Source organism: Pseudarthrobacter sp. KH_020_B (assembly GCF_057840185.1).
Genome location: NZ_CM174506.1, coordinates 2320066 through 2336155 on the forward strand (window position 1 = coordinate 2320066; position 16090 = coordinate 2336155).

The following is a 16090-nucleotide window of genomic DNA, read 5'->3' on the forward strand; positions in this document are numbered from 1 at the left end:
TGGGGGCCGCACGGGACGTCCGGATCCGGGTGGGAGAATGGCCGCATGGCACGGGAACAGATAATCGTTGGCCTCAACGGCAGCGACGACGCAGAACTGCTCATCCGCCGTGCCCACAGGATTCTTGAAAGGAGCGACGGCGGCGAGCTGGTGGCCGTCCACGTCCGCACCGCAGGCGGTGCCGCGGGCGAGTCTCCACAGGTCCTGGAGGCACAGCGGCGGCTCGTCAATGGCGCGGGCGGGACCTACCACACCGTCTCCGCGTCGGATCCGGCCCGGGCCCTTCTGGACTTCGCCCGAAAGAGCGGAGCGACCCATATTGTTGTGGGGCAATCCCGCCGCGGGCCGCTTGCCGGAGTGCTGGCGGGGTTGTTTGCCGGCGGCTCCGTGGAAGCCCGCGTGGTGCGCGGCGCGGGGGACGTTGCTGTCCAGGTCGTTCCCCGCGTCCCGTCCCGGCGGAAGGCACCACACAGGCGGCCGGACCTGGGCCGGACCAGGGTTGGCATTGGCTTTGCGCTCGCAGCAACACTGCCGGTCCTGCTGCAGCTGCTGCTCGCAGCCTTCGAACACAGCGTTGCCACTGCCGTCCTGATCCAGCTCGCCGGCGCGGTTGCGGTGTCGCTGGTGGGCGGGTTGTGGCCGGCCGTCGTCGGCGCTTTGTGGAGCAGCGTGCTGGTGAACTACTTTTCCACGCCGCCCCTGGGGGATCTGGCCATCAGCGATCCGCAGGACTTCCTTTCCCTCGGCGTGTTTGTTGGGGTCTCCGTGGCAGTTGCGGGCGTGGTGGACACGTCTGCCCGCAGGTCCAAGGAAGCCGCCCGCGCCCAGGCGGAGGCCGCGACGCTGGGCGACCTTGCGCTGGGCGCCTCGCGTTCGGAGGACACCCTGGACGGGATCCTGGCGGAGGCCCTGGACGTTTTTGGTGCCACCGGTGCCGGCGTGTTCAGCAGCCGGGAGGCCATGGCGGAAGGTTCCGTCCCGGCGTCGGGATCCTCCGGAGTCCGCGGCGCGGACGGCCGGGCCTGGTCGCTCGTGGCCGGCGCGGGGGATACCGCCGGGTGGGAGCATGGCGTCACCGGACTGCCGGGCAGCACTGCAGAACCGGTCGACGACGACACCTGGCTGGTGCTGTTCGGCCGGGAGGTGCCCGCAGCGGAAAGCCGCCTGCTGGGTGCGTTTGCGGTCCACGTGAAAGCCCACCTGGAACGCCGCCAGCTGGCCGTTAGCCGGCGCGAGGTGCTGCGGCTGGCCGAAGGAAACACCATGCGCACGGCGATCCTGCGGGCGGTGTCCCATGACCTGCGGACGCCCCTGGCCGGGATCAAACTCGCCGCCGGCGGCCTGCTGCAGCGGACCGTCACCTATACGCCCGCGGAGGAAAGGGAGCTCCTGGAAACCATTGACGAATGCACGGACCGGCTGGACCAGCTGGTGGGCAACCTCCTGGACATGTCACGGATCACCGCCGATTCCGTCCGGCCGCTGCTGGGACCCGTGCGGTGGAGCGAGGTTGTGGCGCCGGCCCTGCGCGGGCTCCCGGACGGTACAGTCCGCGTGGAGCTGCCCGCCAACATGCCTACAGTCGAAGCCGATCCGGTGCTGCTGGACCGCGTTATTGCGAACATTGTGGAAAACGCCGTCAAGTACGCGCCGGGTTCGGGAATCACCATCACCGGAACTTCCGACGGCATGGGCGCAGCCACGCTGGATGGCTATCCGTCCGGCGAACTGTGGATCATCGATCACGGCGCTGGTGTGCCCGCCGGGAAGGTGCTGGAGATGTTCCAGCCGTTCCAGCGGCTCCACGACCGGCCCCAGGCCACCGGCGTGGGACTGGGCCTGGCCGTCGCTGACGGGTTCGTCAGGGCCATGGGCGGCACGCTGACTGCACAGGAGACGCCCGGCGGTGGGTTGACCATGGTGATCAGGCTGGCCCTTTCCACGGGTTCCCCGGGCGCGCGCCACGCGGCCGACCTGCCTCGGCAGGAGGCCACGTGAACACGGACCAGACCGATTCTTCCGGCACGCAGGGCGGCCACCGGACCAGTGTGCTTGTTGTGGACGACGATCCCCACCTGCTGAAGGCACTCCGGATCACGCTACAGGCCCACGGTTACGCCGTGGAGACAGCGGCCGACGGCGGAACCGCCTTGCGTGCCGCATCCCACCGTCCGCCGGACGTGATGATCCTGGACCTCGGGCTGCCGGACCTTGACGGAGCGGAAGTCCTGCGGGAACTCCGTCGATGGAGCAACCTGCCCGTACTGGTGCTGTCCGCACGCCACGGCTCATCGGACAAAGTCGACGCCCTGGATGCAGGTGCGGACGACTACATCACCAAGCCGTTCGGACTCGACGAGCTATTGGCCCGCCTGCGTGCGCTCCTCCGCCGCGTTCCGGATCCCGCGTCGGCACCCACGGTGGCCGCATCCTCCTTCACCGTGGACTTGGCTCAACGGCAGGTCACGAGGGACGGTGACGTTGTCCGGCTGACGCCGACCGAATGGAACATCCTGGAACTGCTGGTCCGGAACCCTGCCCGGCTGGTGACCCAGCAGCAGCTGCTGCTGGACGTCTGGGGTCCGGCCTATCAGACGGAGGCCAACTACCTGCGCGTGTACATGGCCCAGCTGCGGCGGAAGCTGGAGGCCGATCCCGCGAAACCCCGCCACCTGGTCACCGAACCTGGTGTGGGATACCGTTTTATGCCCTGAATCCGGAGGGAAAATCCGAGTGCCGTGAACCCTATGAACCCGGCTGGAAGTGCGGCAGGATGTTGACTGTTCCTTTTCGACTCTGTTCCGTACCGCAAGGAGAACCGGCCATGCCAACGACGCTCAACCCCTACCTTGGCTTCCGTGACAACGCCCGCGAGGCAATGACCTTCTACCAGTCCGTGTTCGGCGGCGACCTGGCGCTCAGCACGTTCGGGGAATTCCACGCCAGCGAAGATCCGGCCGAAGCCGACAAGATCATGCACGGCATGCTGACGGCCAGCAACGGACTGGTCCTGATGGGAGCGGACACCCCCAACGGCATGGACCTCGCGTCAGGCAGCACCATTTCCGTTTCCCTCAGCGGCGACGACGAACCTGAACTGCGCGGCTACTGGGACAAGCTGTCCGCCGACGGCGGCACCGTCACCGTTCCCCTCGAACTGGCCCCATGGGGCGACATTTTCGGCATGTGCACCGACAAGTTCGGCACCGCCTGGCTGGTCAACGTCAACAACCCCCAGGCTACGCCCGCGTCATAGGTCCGTTACCGGCTTTCGGCGGCCTGCTTCCTGGCCACAAAGTAGGCGTTGAATGGATCCTCCTCCAGATCCACGACCTGCACGTCGCCGAAGCCGGCATCGCGGACCATGGACTCCGCCAACTGCACGCCCCACACCGTCCCCAGGCCGTCGCCGCCCTGGGCGAGGGACACGGACGTGCAGTGCGTGGTGGAAATCGCGTACAGGAATGCGGCCCATGGCAGGTCAATGTTGTCCTCCAGCCTGCTTGATGCCTTGATGTCCACCATCAGGAATGTGCCTCCCGGCCGGAGGGCCTGCCAGATGTTGCCCAGGACTGCGGCGGGGTGGGCCTGGTCGTGCACGGCGTCAAAAACCGTGACCAGGTCAAAGCATTCCCTCAGGTCCAGGGTGGCGGCGTCGCGCCGTTCGAACCTGACGTTGGACAGGCCAATCCGGTCAGCCTCGGCGCGGCCCGCGGCAAGAGCCTCCTCCACGAAGTCGTAGCCAACGAACCGGCTCGCCGGGAACGCCTGCGCCATCAGGTTTACGGCATGGCCGGCACCGCAGCCGATATCGGCGACGTCAATTCCCGCCAGCAGGGCATCGGTCCGGCCGGACAGCGGAATAATCGTTTGCAGCAGCGACGCATCGTGCACCGAGCCGCTGTCCGCGGCCTGGACCTGGACAAAGCCCGGGTACTCGGCGTAGCCCAGCCCGCCTCCGCTCCGGAACTTCCCCGCGATCTTTTCGGCCACCTCGCCCATGAGTGTGACATAGGTAAGCGTCCGCGCCAGGTTTTCCGGGCCAGGCCCGCTGACGGAGGGCACGAACTCCCGGCGCAAGGCGTACGTCCCGGCAGCTGGCTGGTAATCGATGAACTTCGCTGTCACCATGCCACCCAGCCACTCACGCACGTAGCGTTCGTTGAGCCCTGCTGCGTCCGCGATCTGTTCGCTGCTGGCCGGCGGCAGGGCGGCGAGGGCGTCAAAAAGCCCTGTCTGGTGGCCGATGCTGGCCAGGACCGCCGTGGAACCGTCGTTCAGGATGCCCAGCAGGCGCCCGGCAGCCGCCTCCACCCCAGCCGCATCCACGTCAGCAGATTCGACGGCGGTGTCTGTCTCGGAAATGCTCATGGTCATGCCTTTCCCCACACGTCCGGACACGGTGTCCGATGCTCCGAGGTTATGGCCGTGCCGCCTGTGGCCGCGTCGGGCAGATGATGCATCTTTGGGCGCCGGGATGGTGGAAATCATGCAGGACTCCGGTACCGGTGGGGCCAGTTTCAGGGGGAGTACGACGGCGGCAGGCGCAGCAGGCAGTCAGATCGCCTCACGCCGTCGGGCGTCAGGAACTCCGTGAGTGCGCGCCCACCCCGCCGCCGCTGTCCGTGACGTGACTCCGATCTTCACGAAGATATTGGCCAGGTGCCGGCCCACGGTTTTTTCGCTGATGACCAGGGCCTCCGCCACTTCGCGGTTCGTGGCGCCGCGGCAGACGAAGCCCAGCACCTCGGCTTCCCTGGCCGTAAGACCGCCGGGGGCGGCACCAGCCAGGCGCTCCACGTCCGGGGTTGCGCCCAGCTGCCGGTAGATGGCCAGGGCAGTGGCCTGATCGGCGTTGGCGGCAGCGGACTCGCCCACCATTCTTCGGCACGTCGCCGAAACCTCATGGACCCTGGCGATGCTGTACCGGGCCCGCTGCTCGCGGTATATCCGGACGGCCTCGTCCAGCAGCGCCAGCGCGTCCCCGGCTCGGCCCGAGGCCAGCAGGACAAGAGCCCGGGCGTGATCTGACCAGGCGCGCAGCCCGGGGGAGGCGAACCGTGCCGCTGTCTTTTCGAGCTCGGAACAAAACGCGGCCGCGCGTAGCTGGTCGCCGGCGGCCAGGGCGAGCTCTGTGGCCGGGAGGAGGAGGCGTATGCCGTCCACGGGACCACTCTCGCCAAGGGCCACCCCGAGCTGCTCCAACGCTTCGCGATGCTCCCCTGCCGCGAAGCGAAGCAGCGCTTCGCCGGGCTGTGGTTCCACCCCTGTCTCGCGGGCGCGGGTGAACGCCCACCGCGCCCCGGCGACATCACCGCGCAGCCGGCGGATCTCGCCGAGTTCGCAATAGCCAGCGCCGGCCATCCAGCCATGCGCTGTGGCCAGCCTGTCACTGAGCGGTCCGATCTCGCTGAGCACGGCGTCCCAGCTGCCCTCGGTGGCCAGCAGCTGCAGTTCGTGCACCCGCGTGACATGGGCGTAGACAAAGGTGCGCGATACCCCGGACGTCCAGCGGTCCAGCTCGCTGGTCCAGGCGCGCATCCGGGCGTAGTCGCCGAGCACATGGCAGAAACGGATCACAGTGCAGTAGATATCCCCGGCCCATTCGGGCGGGACCGCTCCCGCCAGGACCGGGAGCATCGCCTCATCGAGTTCGCTGAAGCCTGTGTCGGTCTGGCCCTCGCGCACCAGGACGAGGCCGGCAAGCACGCGGGCGAAGCAGGACAGCGCCGGGTCGCCAACCGTGCGGGCCAGGGCGTCAACCGCCCGGGCGGCCGCCGCCGCGGTTGCCGGGCCGGTGTCGAAGTCCAGGGACATCGACGCCTCCATGTACAGCAGGTAGCCATATTCAGGCTCGCGTTCCCGGCCGGCAAGCATGCGCCGTGCCCGGTTAAGCCACCCTGAAGCCACGGCGAGGTCACCGCGGGTACTCCAGCGCAGCGACAGTTCGATCGCGGTCATGGCTGCCCTGGGCTCGTTGCCTTCCGCCGCCAGGTGGGCATAGAGCTCCTCGGACGCCGCCAGCGACTCGGGGACGTTTCCCAGCCACCAGGCCGAACTGGCGAGTGCGTCCAGGTCGGCTGTGGCCAATCGCGAACTGCGGTGGGCTGCGGTGAGGTTGCGGTACGCCGCGGCCCAGTCCCGCCGGACGAAGGCGTCGCGTCCGGCCGTGAGCAGTTCTTCGAGTTCTGGCATGGCCCGGCTCCCTGACGATGCATCCAGCGTACTGCCGGGGAGAACAACGGAACAGCGGCGGGTCATCCCGCCGCTGTTCCGTTGTACTGACTATTGGTGCTGCTTCGACGACCCGAAGGTCAGGCTCAGATCCACTTTGGGGCTGCGGGCGTTTCGGCCAGCGGTGCTCCGTGGTGTGTTGCGGTGACGCCGTGGGTGCCGCGGCCGGTGGCCCATTGGACGACGCCGGGCAGGGGCCCGGTGATGACCGTGGGGTTCTGGGCGGTGGTGTCGCCGAACGCCTGGTCCGTGCCGGTGATCTTGACGATCAGTCCGGTGTCGGTGCCGCGGGTTTGCCAGGCTCCGGTGATATCGCGCAGGAGCCCTTCGAGGACGGGTGCTGGGATGTCGGCGAAGGTGGCGCCGTTGTCCAGGTCCACGGCGTGGGTCCAGACTTCGCGGGTGCGCATCCACACGGTTTCGGTGGCCGGGACTTCCCGGCCCTGGATGGTGCGGACCTTCTTGTACCAGGCCTGTTCGGGCAGGTCCCGCCATTCGACGTTCAGGTGCACGGCGGAGTGGTCAAAGAGGTTCCGCAGTGCGATCGGGGACAGGGTCGCCCCGAAGCTGATTTCGTGGTCCCGGACGTTAGTGGAGGCGTACATGGGTGTTTCCACGCCCGTGTTGGCCCACTCGATGAGCCGCGCGATGGCCCGCGCGTTGTAGCCGATGTGCGCCGTGACGTGGCGGCGGGTCCAGCCCTGCAGCAGCGAATCCCCGTCAAGCTCCGCGTCGGTGAGTTCGTTGAGCTTCCGGGCGAAGAACGCGGTCCCGCGCCGGGCCTGGAGCAGTGCTTCGAGCAGTTCCGGGTCCGTGCTCTGGTCCTGGCGGGCTACCATCAGGCTTCCTTGACCACGCGGTTGTTCAGCTGGCCCAGGCCCTCGATGGTGGTGACCAGGATCTGGCCTTCCTGCAGGTAGCGTTTGGGGTCCTGGGCGTGGCCCACACCGCCCGGGGTGCCGGTGGCGATGACGTCGCCCGGGTTCAGGGTGATGATCGTGGAGATGTAGGAGACCAGGAATTCCGGCGTGAACACGACGTCGCCGGTGGGGGTGCTCTGCTGGATCTCGCCGTCCACGGTGGTGGTCATGAGCGGGCCCGCGGTGAATTCGTCCTGCGTGACCAGGGCGGGACCGAACGGGGTGGACTTTTCCCAGGTCTTGCCCTGGAGCCACTGGATGGTGCGGAACTGGTAGTCGCGCATGGACACATCGTTGAGGACGGCGTACCCGGCAATGTGGTCCCTGGCATCCGCTTCAGCGATCCGGCGGCCGGTCTTGCCGATCACGACGGCGAGTTCGGCTTCCCAGTCCACAGAATCGGATTCCTGCGGGAGGGCCAGGTCATCGTTGGGCCCGATCAGGGACTCGGCGTACTTGGCGAACAGGGTGGGGTGCTCGGGGACTTCCCTCCCCATTTCCTTGATGTGGTTGCGGTAGTTGTGGCCCACGCAGATGATCTTGCCCGGGGCGGGAACCACGGCGTCCAGGTCCGCGCCCTCAAGCGGGTGGGTGGCGCCGGTGGCGGCCTGCGCGATGGACTCCCAGGAGGAATCCTTCAGGAGTGCCCCGACGTCGGTGAACCCGTCGATCTCGGTGAGGGTGTCGCCGTCCTGGCGGACCGCCTTGGTTTCTGTTGTTTCCCCATTGGAGAGGCGGAGGGTGAGGAGTCTCATGCGTTCTTGCGTCCTTCGGTGTAGCTGCGGTTGAAATTGAGGCGTTCAAAGATGGGGGCGTCGCTGAAGCGGAACAGATCAAACTCGGTCTCGGCCTGCAAGGACCATTCCTGCCAGGACGGGACCACAAACAGGTCGCCCTTGGCCAGGGTTTTGACCTCGCCGTTCAGGGTGGCGGTGCCGGAGCCTTCGAAGACCTGCCAGACACTGGAGCCCACTTCACGCAACGGTTCGGTGGACGCGCCGGCGCGGAGGCGGTGGAACTCGGCGCGGATGGTGGGCATCACGTCCCCGCCGGTGGTCGGGTTCGAGTAGCGGATGGCTGCGTGGCCCTGGGACACGGTGGCGGGGTGGCCTTCGTCCTCGAGGAGGAGCTGCTCGCGCAGGGCGGCGTCGGTGTGTTCCCACCGGTACGCGGCGATGGGGGAGTTGACGGTGTCCTGGAGCCCGGAGAGGGGGCGCAGGCCGGGGTGGGCCCAGAGCCGCTCGGACCGGGAAATGTCCGGGGTGGCCTCGTCGGTGACGCGTTCGGTGCCGAACTCGAAGAAGCCGGCGTCGGCGTAGTGCACAAACGGGATGTCCAGGCCGTCGATCCAGGCCATCGGCTCATCGGTGTCGTTGTGGTGGCCGTGGAAGTTCCAGCCCGGAGTCAGCAGGAAATCACCGCGGCGCATCGCCACCGGGTCCCCGTTCACCACGGTCCACACGCCTTCGCCCTCGACCACGAAGCGGAAGGCGTTCTGCGAGTGGCGGTGCTCCGGAGCGGTCTCGCGGGCGCCCAGGTACTGGATCGCGGCCCACAGCGTCGGGGTCGCGTATGGGGTGCCGGCGAGGCCCGGGTTGGCGAGGGCTATGGCCCGCCGCTCGCCACCACGGCCTACGGGCACCAGGTCACCGGCACGTGCGGCGAGCGGGTAAAGGTCACTCCAGCGCCACACGTGCGGCACGGCCTTCGGGGTGGGGACCATCGGCATCAGATCCCCGATCTCCGTCCACAACGGAATCAGGTTCTCTTTGTCGAAGTCCCGGTACAACTGGGCAAGCTGCGCCGCCTCTTCCGGTGTCGGCTGGGGCATCGCGTGGCTGAGGGCCACAGATTCATGAGTCGTGTTCTCGGCGCTGATGGACACGTAGGCCTCCTCGATAGGTACGAACAGTTTTTGGCGTAGTTCGACCCTACGGATGCGCCGGTGTGACTCCCAGCATATTCTGCTAGCCAGAATTACTTTCGACGGTGGTTGCCAACCGACCCGTGGGTGGTTCAGTCCCGCTCGGCCGGGTTGGCCGCGATGTCGATCTCCAGCTGCCTGCAGGTCTCGCGCAGGGCGGCGACCAAACCGCCGTCGAACACTTTCCGGAACCGGGTGGCAGGCGTGGCGACGCTCAGTGCCCCAACTACCACGCCGTGCCGGTTGTGCAGTGCGATGCCGAGGGCACTCACGCCTTCCTCAGTGCCCTCGAAATTCGCCGCGAAGCCGTTGTTCCGGATGGTCTCCAGCTCGCGAAGGAATGCCGGGTGTTCGGAGTCCGGAAGGGTGTCGCCGCCAATTTCTGCGTTCTGGCTGCGGAACAACTGCTCGATCATCGGGAGTTCCAGCTCGGCGAGCATGGCCTTCCCGCCGGAGGTCTTGTTCGCGGGCATGACAGTGCCTTGCCGATCGCCGATCCGCAGGACATTGCTTCCCTCCACCGTGGCAAGGAAACGGACTTTCGTGCCCACGCGGACCATGAGGTTGACCGTCTCGTTGAGCTGCGCGGACAGGAGTTCCATGTGGGGCTGCGCCAGGTCGCGCAGCAGCCTGGTCCAGCTGAGACCGGCCGGCCCAACGCCCATCGCGGGGCCGGGGACGTAGCGGCGGTTTTCGTCCTGGACGGCAAAGCCGCGGTAAACGAGCATCGCCAGGAGGCGGTGTGCCGTGGACGGGGCGACACCCAGGTCCGCTGCGGCATCCTTGAGGCGGAGGGTGCCCCCGTCGCGAAGCAGTTGGAGGAGCTGCAGGGCGTTGTCCACGGCCTCGATGGAATAGGTGGGCCGCTTCTGAACGGGCTTCCGGCCTGACTGTGATGCTGGCTTGTTCTGCACAACAGAATTATATGGTGCTTCGCTTGGTGTTCACCTGACAGTGGTGGGATGAATCACACACTTCCCGCTGCAGAGCCGCGGCGGTCATCAGCCGATGCCGTCACCGCTGACGCTTCCGGCACCGCAACGCGGTTCTCGAAAGGCTCGGCCCTGGCCGTCCTTGTCTGCTGGCTGCTGGTGGTCTTCGACGGCTACGACCTCATCGTCTACGGCACGGTGCAGTCGTCCCTCATCAACGACACCGACTGGGGACTCACGAAGGCTACAGCTGGAACCGTAGGTTCCATGGCGTTTGTTGGCATGATGATCGGCGCCATCTTCGCCGGCAGGATGTCGGACACGTGGGGACGCCGCCGGACCATCATCGGCTGCGCCATTGTCTTCTCCGTTTTCACCATCCTGTGCGCGTTTTCGCCTAACGCCTTTGTTTTCGGTGCCCTCCGCCTGCTGGCAGGCATCGGCCTGGGCGGCCTCGTCCCCTCAGCCAACGCGCTCGTGGCCGAACTGGTCCCTACCAAGTGGCGTTCAACCGTTGCCACACTGATGATGTCCGGCGTGCCGATCGGTGGCTCCATCGCAGCCCTGGTGGGTATCCCGCTGATTCCCGCCTTCGGCTGGCCGGTGATGTTCCTCGTCGCGGTGCTGGCCCTGGTGGTGGTCATTCCGCTGGGACTCCGCTACCTGCCCGAAACGTTGGCACCGTCCCAGCACGTCGCGCCCTCCGACGCTGCCGTGACCCGGGAACCTGCCGGCTTCGGGTCCCTGCTCCGGGCGCCGTTCCTCGGCATGAGCCTGCTCTACGCCATCGCCACGCTGGTGACACTGTTCGCCTGGTACGGCCTGGGCACCTGGCTGCCCAACCTGATGCAGCTGGCCGGTTACAACCTGGGCTCAGCACTGACGTTTGCCCTTGCCCTGAACCTGGGTGCCGTCGCAGGCTCGATCATCACCGCCTGGGCCGGAACCCGCTTCGGCCCGATCCCGACGGCGATAGCCGCCGCCGCTGTCGCGGCCACCGCCCTGCTGGTTCTGGTGACCGGCCCTCCGGTCGGCGTCGTCTACCTCATGCTGGTCCTGGCCGGGGTGGGAACCCACGGCACGCAGTGCCTGATCATCGCCGCGGTCGCGAGTCACTATCCCGCGCATCTTCGCGGAACGGCTCTCGGCTGGGCCCTCGGCGTCGGCCGCATCGGTGCCGTCGCGGCACCGCAGGTGGGCGGGCTGCTTCTCGCAGCCGGGCTCGGCGTCAACTCCAACTTCCTAGCGTTCGCCGGCGCGGCGGCAGTAGCTGCCGTCCTGCTGGCCGCCACCGGCATCAAGATCAAATCCACTACCAAAATCTCAGAAGGAGCCAGCAATGTCTGACCTCAAATCGTCCACCGAAGTCCTCGTAATCGGCGGCGGAATGGCGGGCCTGGCCGGTGCCCTGGCCCTGCGGGAGAACGGCGCGGACGTGACCCTGGTGGAGCGTGCTCCTGAGTTCGGCGAAGTCGGCGCCGGCCTGCAGATGGCCCCGAACGCGTCCCGTGTCTTGAAGCGCTGGGGCCTGCTGGAGAAGGCGTTGGAAATCGGCGTGCAGCCCAAGCACCTGGTCTTCCGCGACGCCGTCACCGGCGAGGAGCTCACCCGGCAGACGCTCGGCGGGGAATTCGCCGAGCGCTACGGCGCGCCGTACGTTGTGATCCACCGCAGCGACCTGCACCGGGTGCTGCTCGAGGGCTGTGAGGCGGCTGGCGTCAAACTTGTTAACGATGTCATGGTTGAAAGCGTTGAAACCGTCAACGGCCGCGGTGTGGCTCACACCGCCGCCGGCGTGGACTACGAGGCGGACGTTGTGATCGGCGCCGACGGACTCAAATCGACCCTGCGTCCACTCGTTGCCAACGACGAGCCGGTTTCGTCGGCCTATGTGGCGTACCGCGGCACCGTGCCGATCACCGAAAACACGCCCAAAGCCGACCTTGAAGATGTCATTGTCTACCTCGGACCGGACTGTCACCTCGTGCAGTACCCGCTGCGCAAGGGTGAGTTGCTGAACACCGTAGCCGTCTTCAAATCGCCATCCTTCGAACGCGGCGAAGAGCAGTACGGCGGCGTTGACGAGCTTGAGGCCGCCTACAAGGACTGCGTCCCCGCCGTCCAGGAAGCGCTGAAGAACCTGGCTACGGGTATCCGCTGGCCCATGTACGACCGCGACCCGATCGAGAACTGGGTCGCCGGCCGCATGGTGCTGATGGGCGATGCCGCCCACCCCATGCTTCAGTACCTGGCCCAGGGCGCCTGCCAGGCCCTCGAAGATGCTGCCGTCCTGCAGGATGCCACCAACGGCACCGTCTTCACGGCGGAAGGCATCAACCCCGAAGGCTGGGATGGTGCGATCAAGGAGTTCAACACCGCCCGCGCCGGCCGTACCGCCCGCGTCCAGCGCACCGCCCGCGTTTGGGGCGAATCCTGGCACGTCTCAGGACTGGCCCGCACCCTCCGGAACCTTCTGTTCAAGAGCCGGGCGGACAACAACTTCCAGTACAACGACTGGATCTACGGCCAGGACCAGCCCGGAACTCCGGAGCGCCGCGAAGCTGCCCGTCCGGAGACGCTTTCTGTCTGAGACCCGGTCTAGCGGAGCCGGCTATGCGGCCGGAAGCCCTTGAGGAGGGCTGCACGCAATGCAACGATTGATGCGTGCAGCCGCTCCTTTATTTAAGGCTCGGTCCGGGTCCGCGGATCTGACGGAGAGCCGCCTTGCAGAACGTCACCCTGTATTTGGATGTCGACGGCGTGGTGTGCCCGTTCGGAGCAGCGGGACAGACGCCGTGGGGTTCCGGCTGGACGCTCGCGAACGCCGGCGTGCTCGAAGTGGCCTACGCGAGGGAGCTGATTGACGGGCTCAACGACGTGGCACGACTGCCGGGGGTCCGGTTCGTGTGGCTCACCAGCTGGGAGGACATGGCCCCTCAATACCTCTGCCCCGCCATCGGCCTTGCGGGCGCCCGATGGCCTTGGCTCACGGCGGAGGGCGCCGGAACAGGGGAAGGGTGGTGGAAGCTCGCCGCCCTCCAGGAAGACCTGGCAGACAACACCCCGGACGGCATTGTGTGGCTGGACGACCAGCTCCGGTATGAACAGGAAGCACTGGCCTGGGCCGCATTCCTGGGCCCGCGCATCCTTACGGTGTCGCCCGATCCGCGCCGGGGAATCTCTTCCGCAGAACTGGCCGCCGTCAGCGCGTTTGTCACCCAGCAGCCGTTTTGACCTGATGTCATGGACGCGTACGATCGATAAGGTTTCAAGCCGGTTCTGTTAACACCACAGGTCATTTCACATGAACTGCAGGTGAATTATGCATTGCAGGGCAGGTGGGGGAAACGGAACTGCTGAACGTCGACTCTGCAGATTGGGCAACAGGTGGATATCACCTTTATGGTGGCGCTGGTCATCGCACTGGCACTTTTTTTCGACTTCACAAATGGCTTCCATGACACCGCCAATGCGATGGCCACGCCCATCGCAACCGGTGCCATCAAACCGAAGACCGCTGTGACGCTCGCCGCAATCCTGAACCTGGTGGGTGCTTTCCTCTCAACGGAGGTGGCCAAGACAGTCTCCGGCGGTATCATCCGGGAAGGCTCGGACGGCGTCCTGATCACTCCGGACATCATTTTCGCCGGCCTGATGGGTGCCATCCTCTGGAACATGATCACCTGGCTTAAAGGCCTGCCTTCCAGCTCGTCGCATGCCCTCTTCGGCGGGCTGATCGGCGCAGCCATCGCCGGCATCGGCTTCAATTCCGTGAACCTGGAAACGCTGCTCCAGAAGGTCATCCTGCCGGCCATCTTCGCCCCGCTCATTGCCGGCCTTGTGGCGTACCTTTGCACGCGGCTCGCGTATGCCCTCACATCGCGGCACGATCCGGAAACCGGCAGCAAGCTGACGCAAAAGCGCGGTGGCTTCCGCACCGGGCAGATCTTCACCTCCAGCCTCGTGGCGCTGGCCCACGGCACGAACGACGCACAGAAGACCATGGGCATCATCACCCTGGTGCTCATTTCCGCCGGCACCCAGGCCCCGGGCTCAGGTCCCCAGTTCTGGGTCATCGCGGCGTGCGCCGTGGCCATCGCCGTCGGCACCTACGCCGGCGGCTGGCGCATCATCCGGACCATGGGATCCGGGCTCACCGAGGTCAAGCCCGCCCAGGGATTCGCGGCCGAGACCAGCACCGCCTCAGCCATCCTGGCTTCCTCCCACCTCGGTTTCGCGCTCTCCACCACGCAAGTGGCGTCCGGCTCAGTTATCGGGTCCGGCATGGGCCGTAAAGGCACCACGGTGCGTTGGAACATGGTGGGCAAGATCGCCCTGGGCTGGCTGTTCACGCTTCCCGCGGCCGGCATCGTGGGCGCGCTTACCGCGCTGCTCGTGAAGACGGGCGTGGTGGGTGTGGTGATTGCCGCCGTCGCCGGCACTTCCGCGGTGCTGTTTATGTTCTTCTACTCCCGCAAGTCCGCGGTGGGCCACCACAATGCCGTGGAAGTCGAAGAAGCGGGCCAGACCGTCCGCTTCGCCAAGAAGAAAGCACTCGCCCGGGCCCGTGCCAAGGCGGACCAGCAGAAGGATGCTCAGCTATGAAGTGGTTGGAACTCTTGACGGTGGCCGGCACCACCCTGGTGTCCGCGGTGACCGTGGTGGTCCTGTATTCGCTGGGCGTGCGGCTGACGGCCATCGCCGGCGACGCCCAGCAGGCCTCACCCCGTGCCAAGCGCTACTTCGCCTACACCTGCTTTGGCCTCTGCGGCGTAGCTGTTCTCTTCGGGCTGTACCTGATCATTCCCTACTTCAGCAAGTAGGCCTTCAGCCCGTCCACGCCGCAGGACTACTGTGGTTCCATGTCCAGGATCCAGTATTTTGTCGCGGCCTCAATCGACGGGTTCATTGCCACCACCAAGGATGACCTAGCCTGGCTTCTCGAGTTCGACGGCTTCGAAGGCGGCAAGGAAAGCTACGAAACCTTCATGGCCGGCGTCGGCTGCATTGTGATGGGCGGCGAGACGTACGCCTGGCTGATGGAGCACGAACCCGGCAACTGGCCGTACCCTTCCACGCCCTGTTATGTGTTCACCCGGCACGAGCACGTTGCGCCGGCCGGCACGGATATCACGTTCGTCCGCGGTCCCGTCCAGGAGTTCGTCCAGGACTTCAAGGACCACGCCGGTGAGCAGAACGTCTGGGTGGTGGGCGGCGGCAACCTCGCGGCGCAATTCGCCGATGCCGGACTGCTGGACGAACTCATTCTGTCGGTCATCCCCGTGGTCCTGGGCGAGGGCAAACGGCTGCTGCCGTTGGAAGGCCCGACGCCGCCACTTGAGTTAACGGCGTACCGCACCATGGGGCGGGGGATCGTGGAGTTGCGCTACACCCTCACAACCCCGGATCCGGCCCGCTAGGAAGCAGGACTGCGGGCGGCGATCAGGCCTCCGCGGACTCGTTGTCCCGCAGCATGTTGGTGATGCGCGCGGTGGAGAGGCGGCGGCCTTTTTCGTCGGTCATCACGATTTCATGGGTTGTCAGTGTCCGGCCCAAGTGGATCGCGGTGCAGATACCCGTCACAGTGCCCGCGGAAATTGCGCGATGGTGCGTGGCGTTCACTTCGATGCCCAGGGCGTGCCTGCCGGCGCCGGCGTGCATCCCGGCGGCGAAGGATCCCAGCGTTTCGGCCAGCACCACATGGGCGCCGCCGTGCAGGATGCCCGCCACCTGGGTGTTTCCTTCCACCGGCATGGTGGCCACCGTTCGTTCCGGGCTCATCTCCAGGAAGTGGATTCCCATCTTCACCACCAGGGCACCGATGCCCAGCCGGCCCAGCCAGTCGTGGAGGTGCGCCGGGATGCCTGCTGTGACCAATTCCTCAGTGAAGGGCCCGGGCGTGAAATTGTCCATCATGGGAACTAGGCTGGCACCTGTGAGTGAAACTACCAAACCGGCCCCCTTCCCTTCCGAGACCGCAGTGCTTGACGCTGATGCTGCCTTACAGGACATCACCGTTCCGCCGTCGGCCGGGGGCCGGGTTTCCGCCACCGAAGCGCCCGTCATCCCGCTGACCGACC

16 protein-coding genes are annotated in these 16090 nt (G+C 66.5%); 9 read left to right on the forward strand and 7 right to left on the reverse strand.

The features are described from left to right. The first annotated feature begins 45 nt into the window (after nt 1-45). The 3 genes from AC3IT0_RS10635 to AC3IT0_RS10645 all read left to right on the forward strand — a co-directional run bounded on the left by AC3IT0_RS10635 (nt 46) and on the right by AC3IT0_RS10645 (nt 3256). Complete coding sequence (locus tag AC3IT0_RS10635; RefSeq protein WP_489323647.1) at nt 46-1998, forward strand: DUF4118 domain-containing protein; 1953 nt, start codon at nt 46-48, stop codon at nt 1996-1998. After that, nucleotides 1995-2714: a response regulator gene (locus AC3IT0_RS10640; protein ID WP_489323648.1), complete on the forward strand. Its 720-nt coding sequence runs from the start codon at nt 1995-1997 to the stop codon at nt 2712-2714. The genes AC3IT0_RS10635 and AC3IT0_RS10640 overlap by 4 nt, the downstream gene beginning before the upstream one ends. A 110-nt stretch (nt 2715-2824) precedes the next feature. Continuing rightward, nucleotides 2825-3256 carry a VOC family protein gene (locus AC3IT0_RS10645; protein ID WP_489323649.1) on the forward strand — a complete coding sequence of 144 codons (432 nt, stop codon included), beginning with the start codon at nt 2825-2827 and terminating at the stop codon, nt 3254-3256. Nucleotides 3257-3261: 5 nt separating this feature from the next. Here the strand turns inward: AC3IT0_RS10645 and AC3IT0_RS10650 are convergent, their stop codons facing one another. From AC3IT0_RS10650 to AC3IT0_RS10675, 6 genes are all read right to left on the reverse strand, one after another. After that, nucleotides 3262-4371, reverse strand: coding sequence for a class I SAM-dependent methyltransferase (locus AC3IT0_RS10650; protein ID WP_489323650.1), 1110 nt, complete (start codon nt 4369-4371; stop codon nt 3262-3264). 186 nt (nt 4372-4557) lie between these two features. Next, entirely contained in the window at nt 4558-6195 is a 1638-nt protein-coding gene (locus AC3IT0_RS10655; protein ID WP_489323651.1) for a LuxR C-terminal-related transcriptional regulator, read from the reverse strand. 125 nt (nt 6196-6320) lie between these two features. Further along, nucleotides 6321-7073, reverse strand: coding sequence for a maleylpyruvate isomerase family mycothiol-dependent enzyme (locus AC3IT0_RS10660; protein WP_489323652.1), 753 nt, complete (start codon nt 7071-7073; stop codon nt 6321-6323). Then, nucleotides 7073-7909, reverse strand: a complete 837-nt coding sequence (locus AC3IT0_RS10665; RefSeq protein ID WP_489323653.1) for a fumarylacetoacetate hydrolase family protein — start codon at nt 7907-7909, stop codon at nt 7073-7075. Before AC3IT0_RS10665 ends, AC3IT0_RS10660 begins: the two co-directional genes overlap by 1 nt. Beyond that, nucleotides 7906-9039, reverse strand: a complete 1134-nt coding sequence (locus AC3IT0_RS10670) for a cupin domain-containing protein (RefSeq protein ID WP_489323654.1) — start codon at nt 9037-9039, stop codon at nt 7906-7908. Before AC3IT0_RS10670 ends, AC3IT0_RS10665 begins: the two co-directional genes overlap by 4 nt. A 131-nt stretch (nt 9040-9170) precedes the next feature. Beyond that, entirely contained in the window at nt 9171-9992 is an 822-nt protein-coding gene (locus AC3IT0_RS10675) for an IclR family transcriptional regulator (RefSeq protein WP_489323655.1), read from the reverse strand. 48 nt (nt 9993-10040) lie between these two features. Here AC3IT0_RS10675 and AC3IT0_RS10680 point away from each other — a divergent pair, with 48 nt between their 5' ends. The 6 genes from AC3IT0_RS10680 (at nt 10041) to AC3IT0_RS10705 (ending at nt 15430) form a co-directional block, all read left to right on the forward strand. Next, nucleotides 10041-11357, forward strand: coding sequence for an MFS transporter (locus AC3IT0_RS10680; RefSeq protein ID WP_489323656.1), 1317 nt, complete (start codon nt 10041-10043; stop codon nt 11355-11357). Further along, nucleotides 11350-12600 carry an FAD-dependent oxidoreductase gene (locus AC3IT0_RS10685; RefSeq protein ID WP_489323657.1) on the forward strand — a complete coding sequence of 417 codons (1251 nt, stop codon included), beginning with the start codon at nt 11350-11352 and terminating at the stop codon, nt 12598-12600. The genes AC3IT0_RS10680 and AC3IT0_RS10685 overlap by 8 nt, the downstream gene beginning before the upstream one ends. A 134-nt stretch (nt 12601-12734) precedes the next feature. Further along, entirely contained in the window at nt 12735-13244 is a 510-nt protein-coding gene (locus tag AC3IT0_RS10690; protein ID WP_489323658.1) for an HAD domain-containing protein, read from the forward strand. A gap of 153 nt (nt 13245-13397) precedes the next feature. Then, nucleotides 13398-14615, forward strand: coding sequence for an inorganic phosphate transporter (locus tag AC3IT0_RS10695; protein WP_489323659.1), 1218 nt, complete (start codon nt 13398-13400; stop codon nt 14613-14615). Next, the gene (locus AC3IT0_RS10700) at nt 14612-14833 is read left to right on the forward strand and encodes a hypothetical protein (RefSeq protein ID WP_193342919.1); all 222 of its coding nucleotides are present in this window, start codon (nt 14612-14614) and stop codon (nt 14831-14833) included. Before AC3IT0_RS10695 ends, AC3IT0_RS10700 begins: the two co-directional genes overlap by 4 nt. A 39-nt stretch (nt 14834-14872) precedes the next feature. Next, nucleotides 14873-15430, forward strand: coding sequence for a dihydrofolate reductase family protein (locus tag AC3IT0_RS10705; protein WP_489323660.1), 558 nt, complete (start codon nt 14873-14875; stop codon nt 15428-15430). Nucleotides 15431-15452: 22 nt separating this feature from the next. Here the strand turns inward: AC3IT0_RS10705 and AC3IT0_RS10710 are convergent, their stop codons facing one another. Beyond that, on the reverse strand, nt 15453-15926 hold the full coding sequence (locus tag AC3IT0_RS10710) for a hotdog fold thioesterase (protein ID WP_489323661.1): 474 nt from the start codon (nt 15924-15926) through the stop codon (nt 15453-15455). Between the last annotated feature and the right edge of the window lie 164 nt (nt 15927-16090).

Excerpts from the sequence above, each read along its gene's own strand:
- AC3IT0_RS10635 (WP_489323647.1), top strand. The coding sequence starts at position 46 with ATGGCACGGGAACAGATAATCGTTGGCCTCAACGGCAGCGACGACGCA.
- AC3IT0_RS10645 (WP_489323649.1), top strand. The coding sequence starts at position 2,825 with ATGCCAACGACGCTCAACCCCTACCTTGGCTTCCGTGACAACGCCCGC.
- AC3IT0_RS10650 (WP_489323650.1), bottom strand. The coding sequence starts at position 4,371 with ATGAGCATTTCCGAGACAGACACCGCCGTCGAATCTGCTGACGTGGAT.
- AC3IT0_RS10655 (WP_489323651.1), bottom strand. The coding sequence starts at position 6,195 with ATGCCAGAACTCGAAGAACTGCTCACGGCCGGACGCGACGCCTTCGTC.
- AC3IT0_RS10660 (WP_489323652.1), bottom strand. The coding sequence starts at position 7,073 with ATGGTAGCCCGCCAGGACCAGAGCACGGACCCGGAACTGCTCGAAGCA.
- AC3IT0_RS10665 (WP_489323653.1), bottom strand. The coding sequence starts at position 7,909 with ATGAGACTCCTCACCCTCCGCCTCTCCAATGGGGAAACAACAGAAACC.
- AC3IT0_RS10680 (WP_489323656.1), top strand. The coding sequence starts at position 10,041 with ATGAATCACACACTTCCCGCTGCAGAGCCGCGGCGGTCATCAGCCGAT.
- AC3IT0_RS10685 (WP_489323657.1), top strand. The coding sequence starts at position 11,350 with ATGTCTGACCTCAAATCGTCCACCGAAGTCCTCGTAATCGGCGGCGGA.
- AC3IT0_RS10700 (WP_193342919.1), top strand. The coding sequence starts at position 14,612 with ATGAAGTGGTTGGAACTCTTGACGGTGGCCGGCACCACCCTGGTGTCC.
- AC3IT0_RS10705 (WP_489323660.1), top strand. The coding sequence starts at position 14,873 with ATGTCCAGGATCCAGTATTTTGTCGCGGCCTCAATCGACGGGTTCATT.
- AC3IT0_RS10710 (WP_489323661.1), bottom strand. The coding sequence starts at position 15,926 with ATGATGGACAATTTCACGCCCGGGCCCTTCACTGAGGAATTGGTCACA.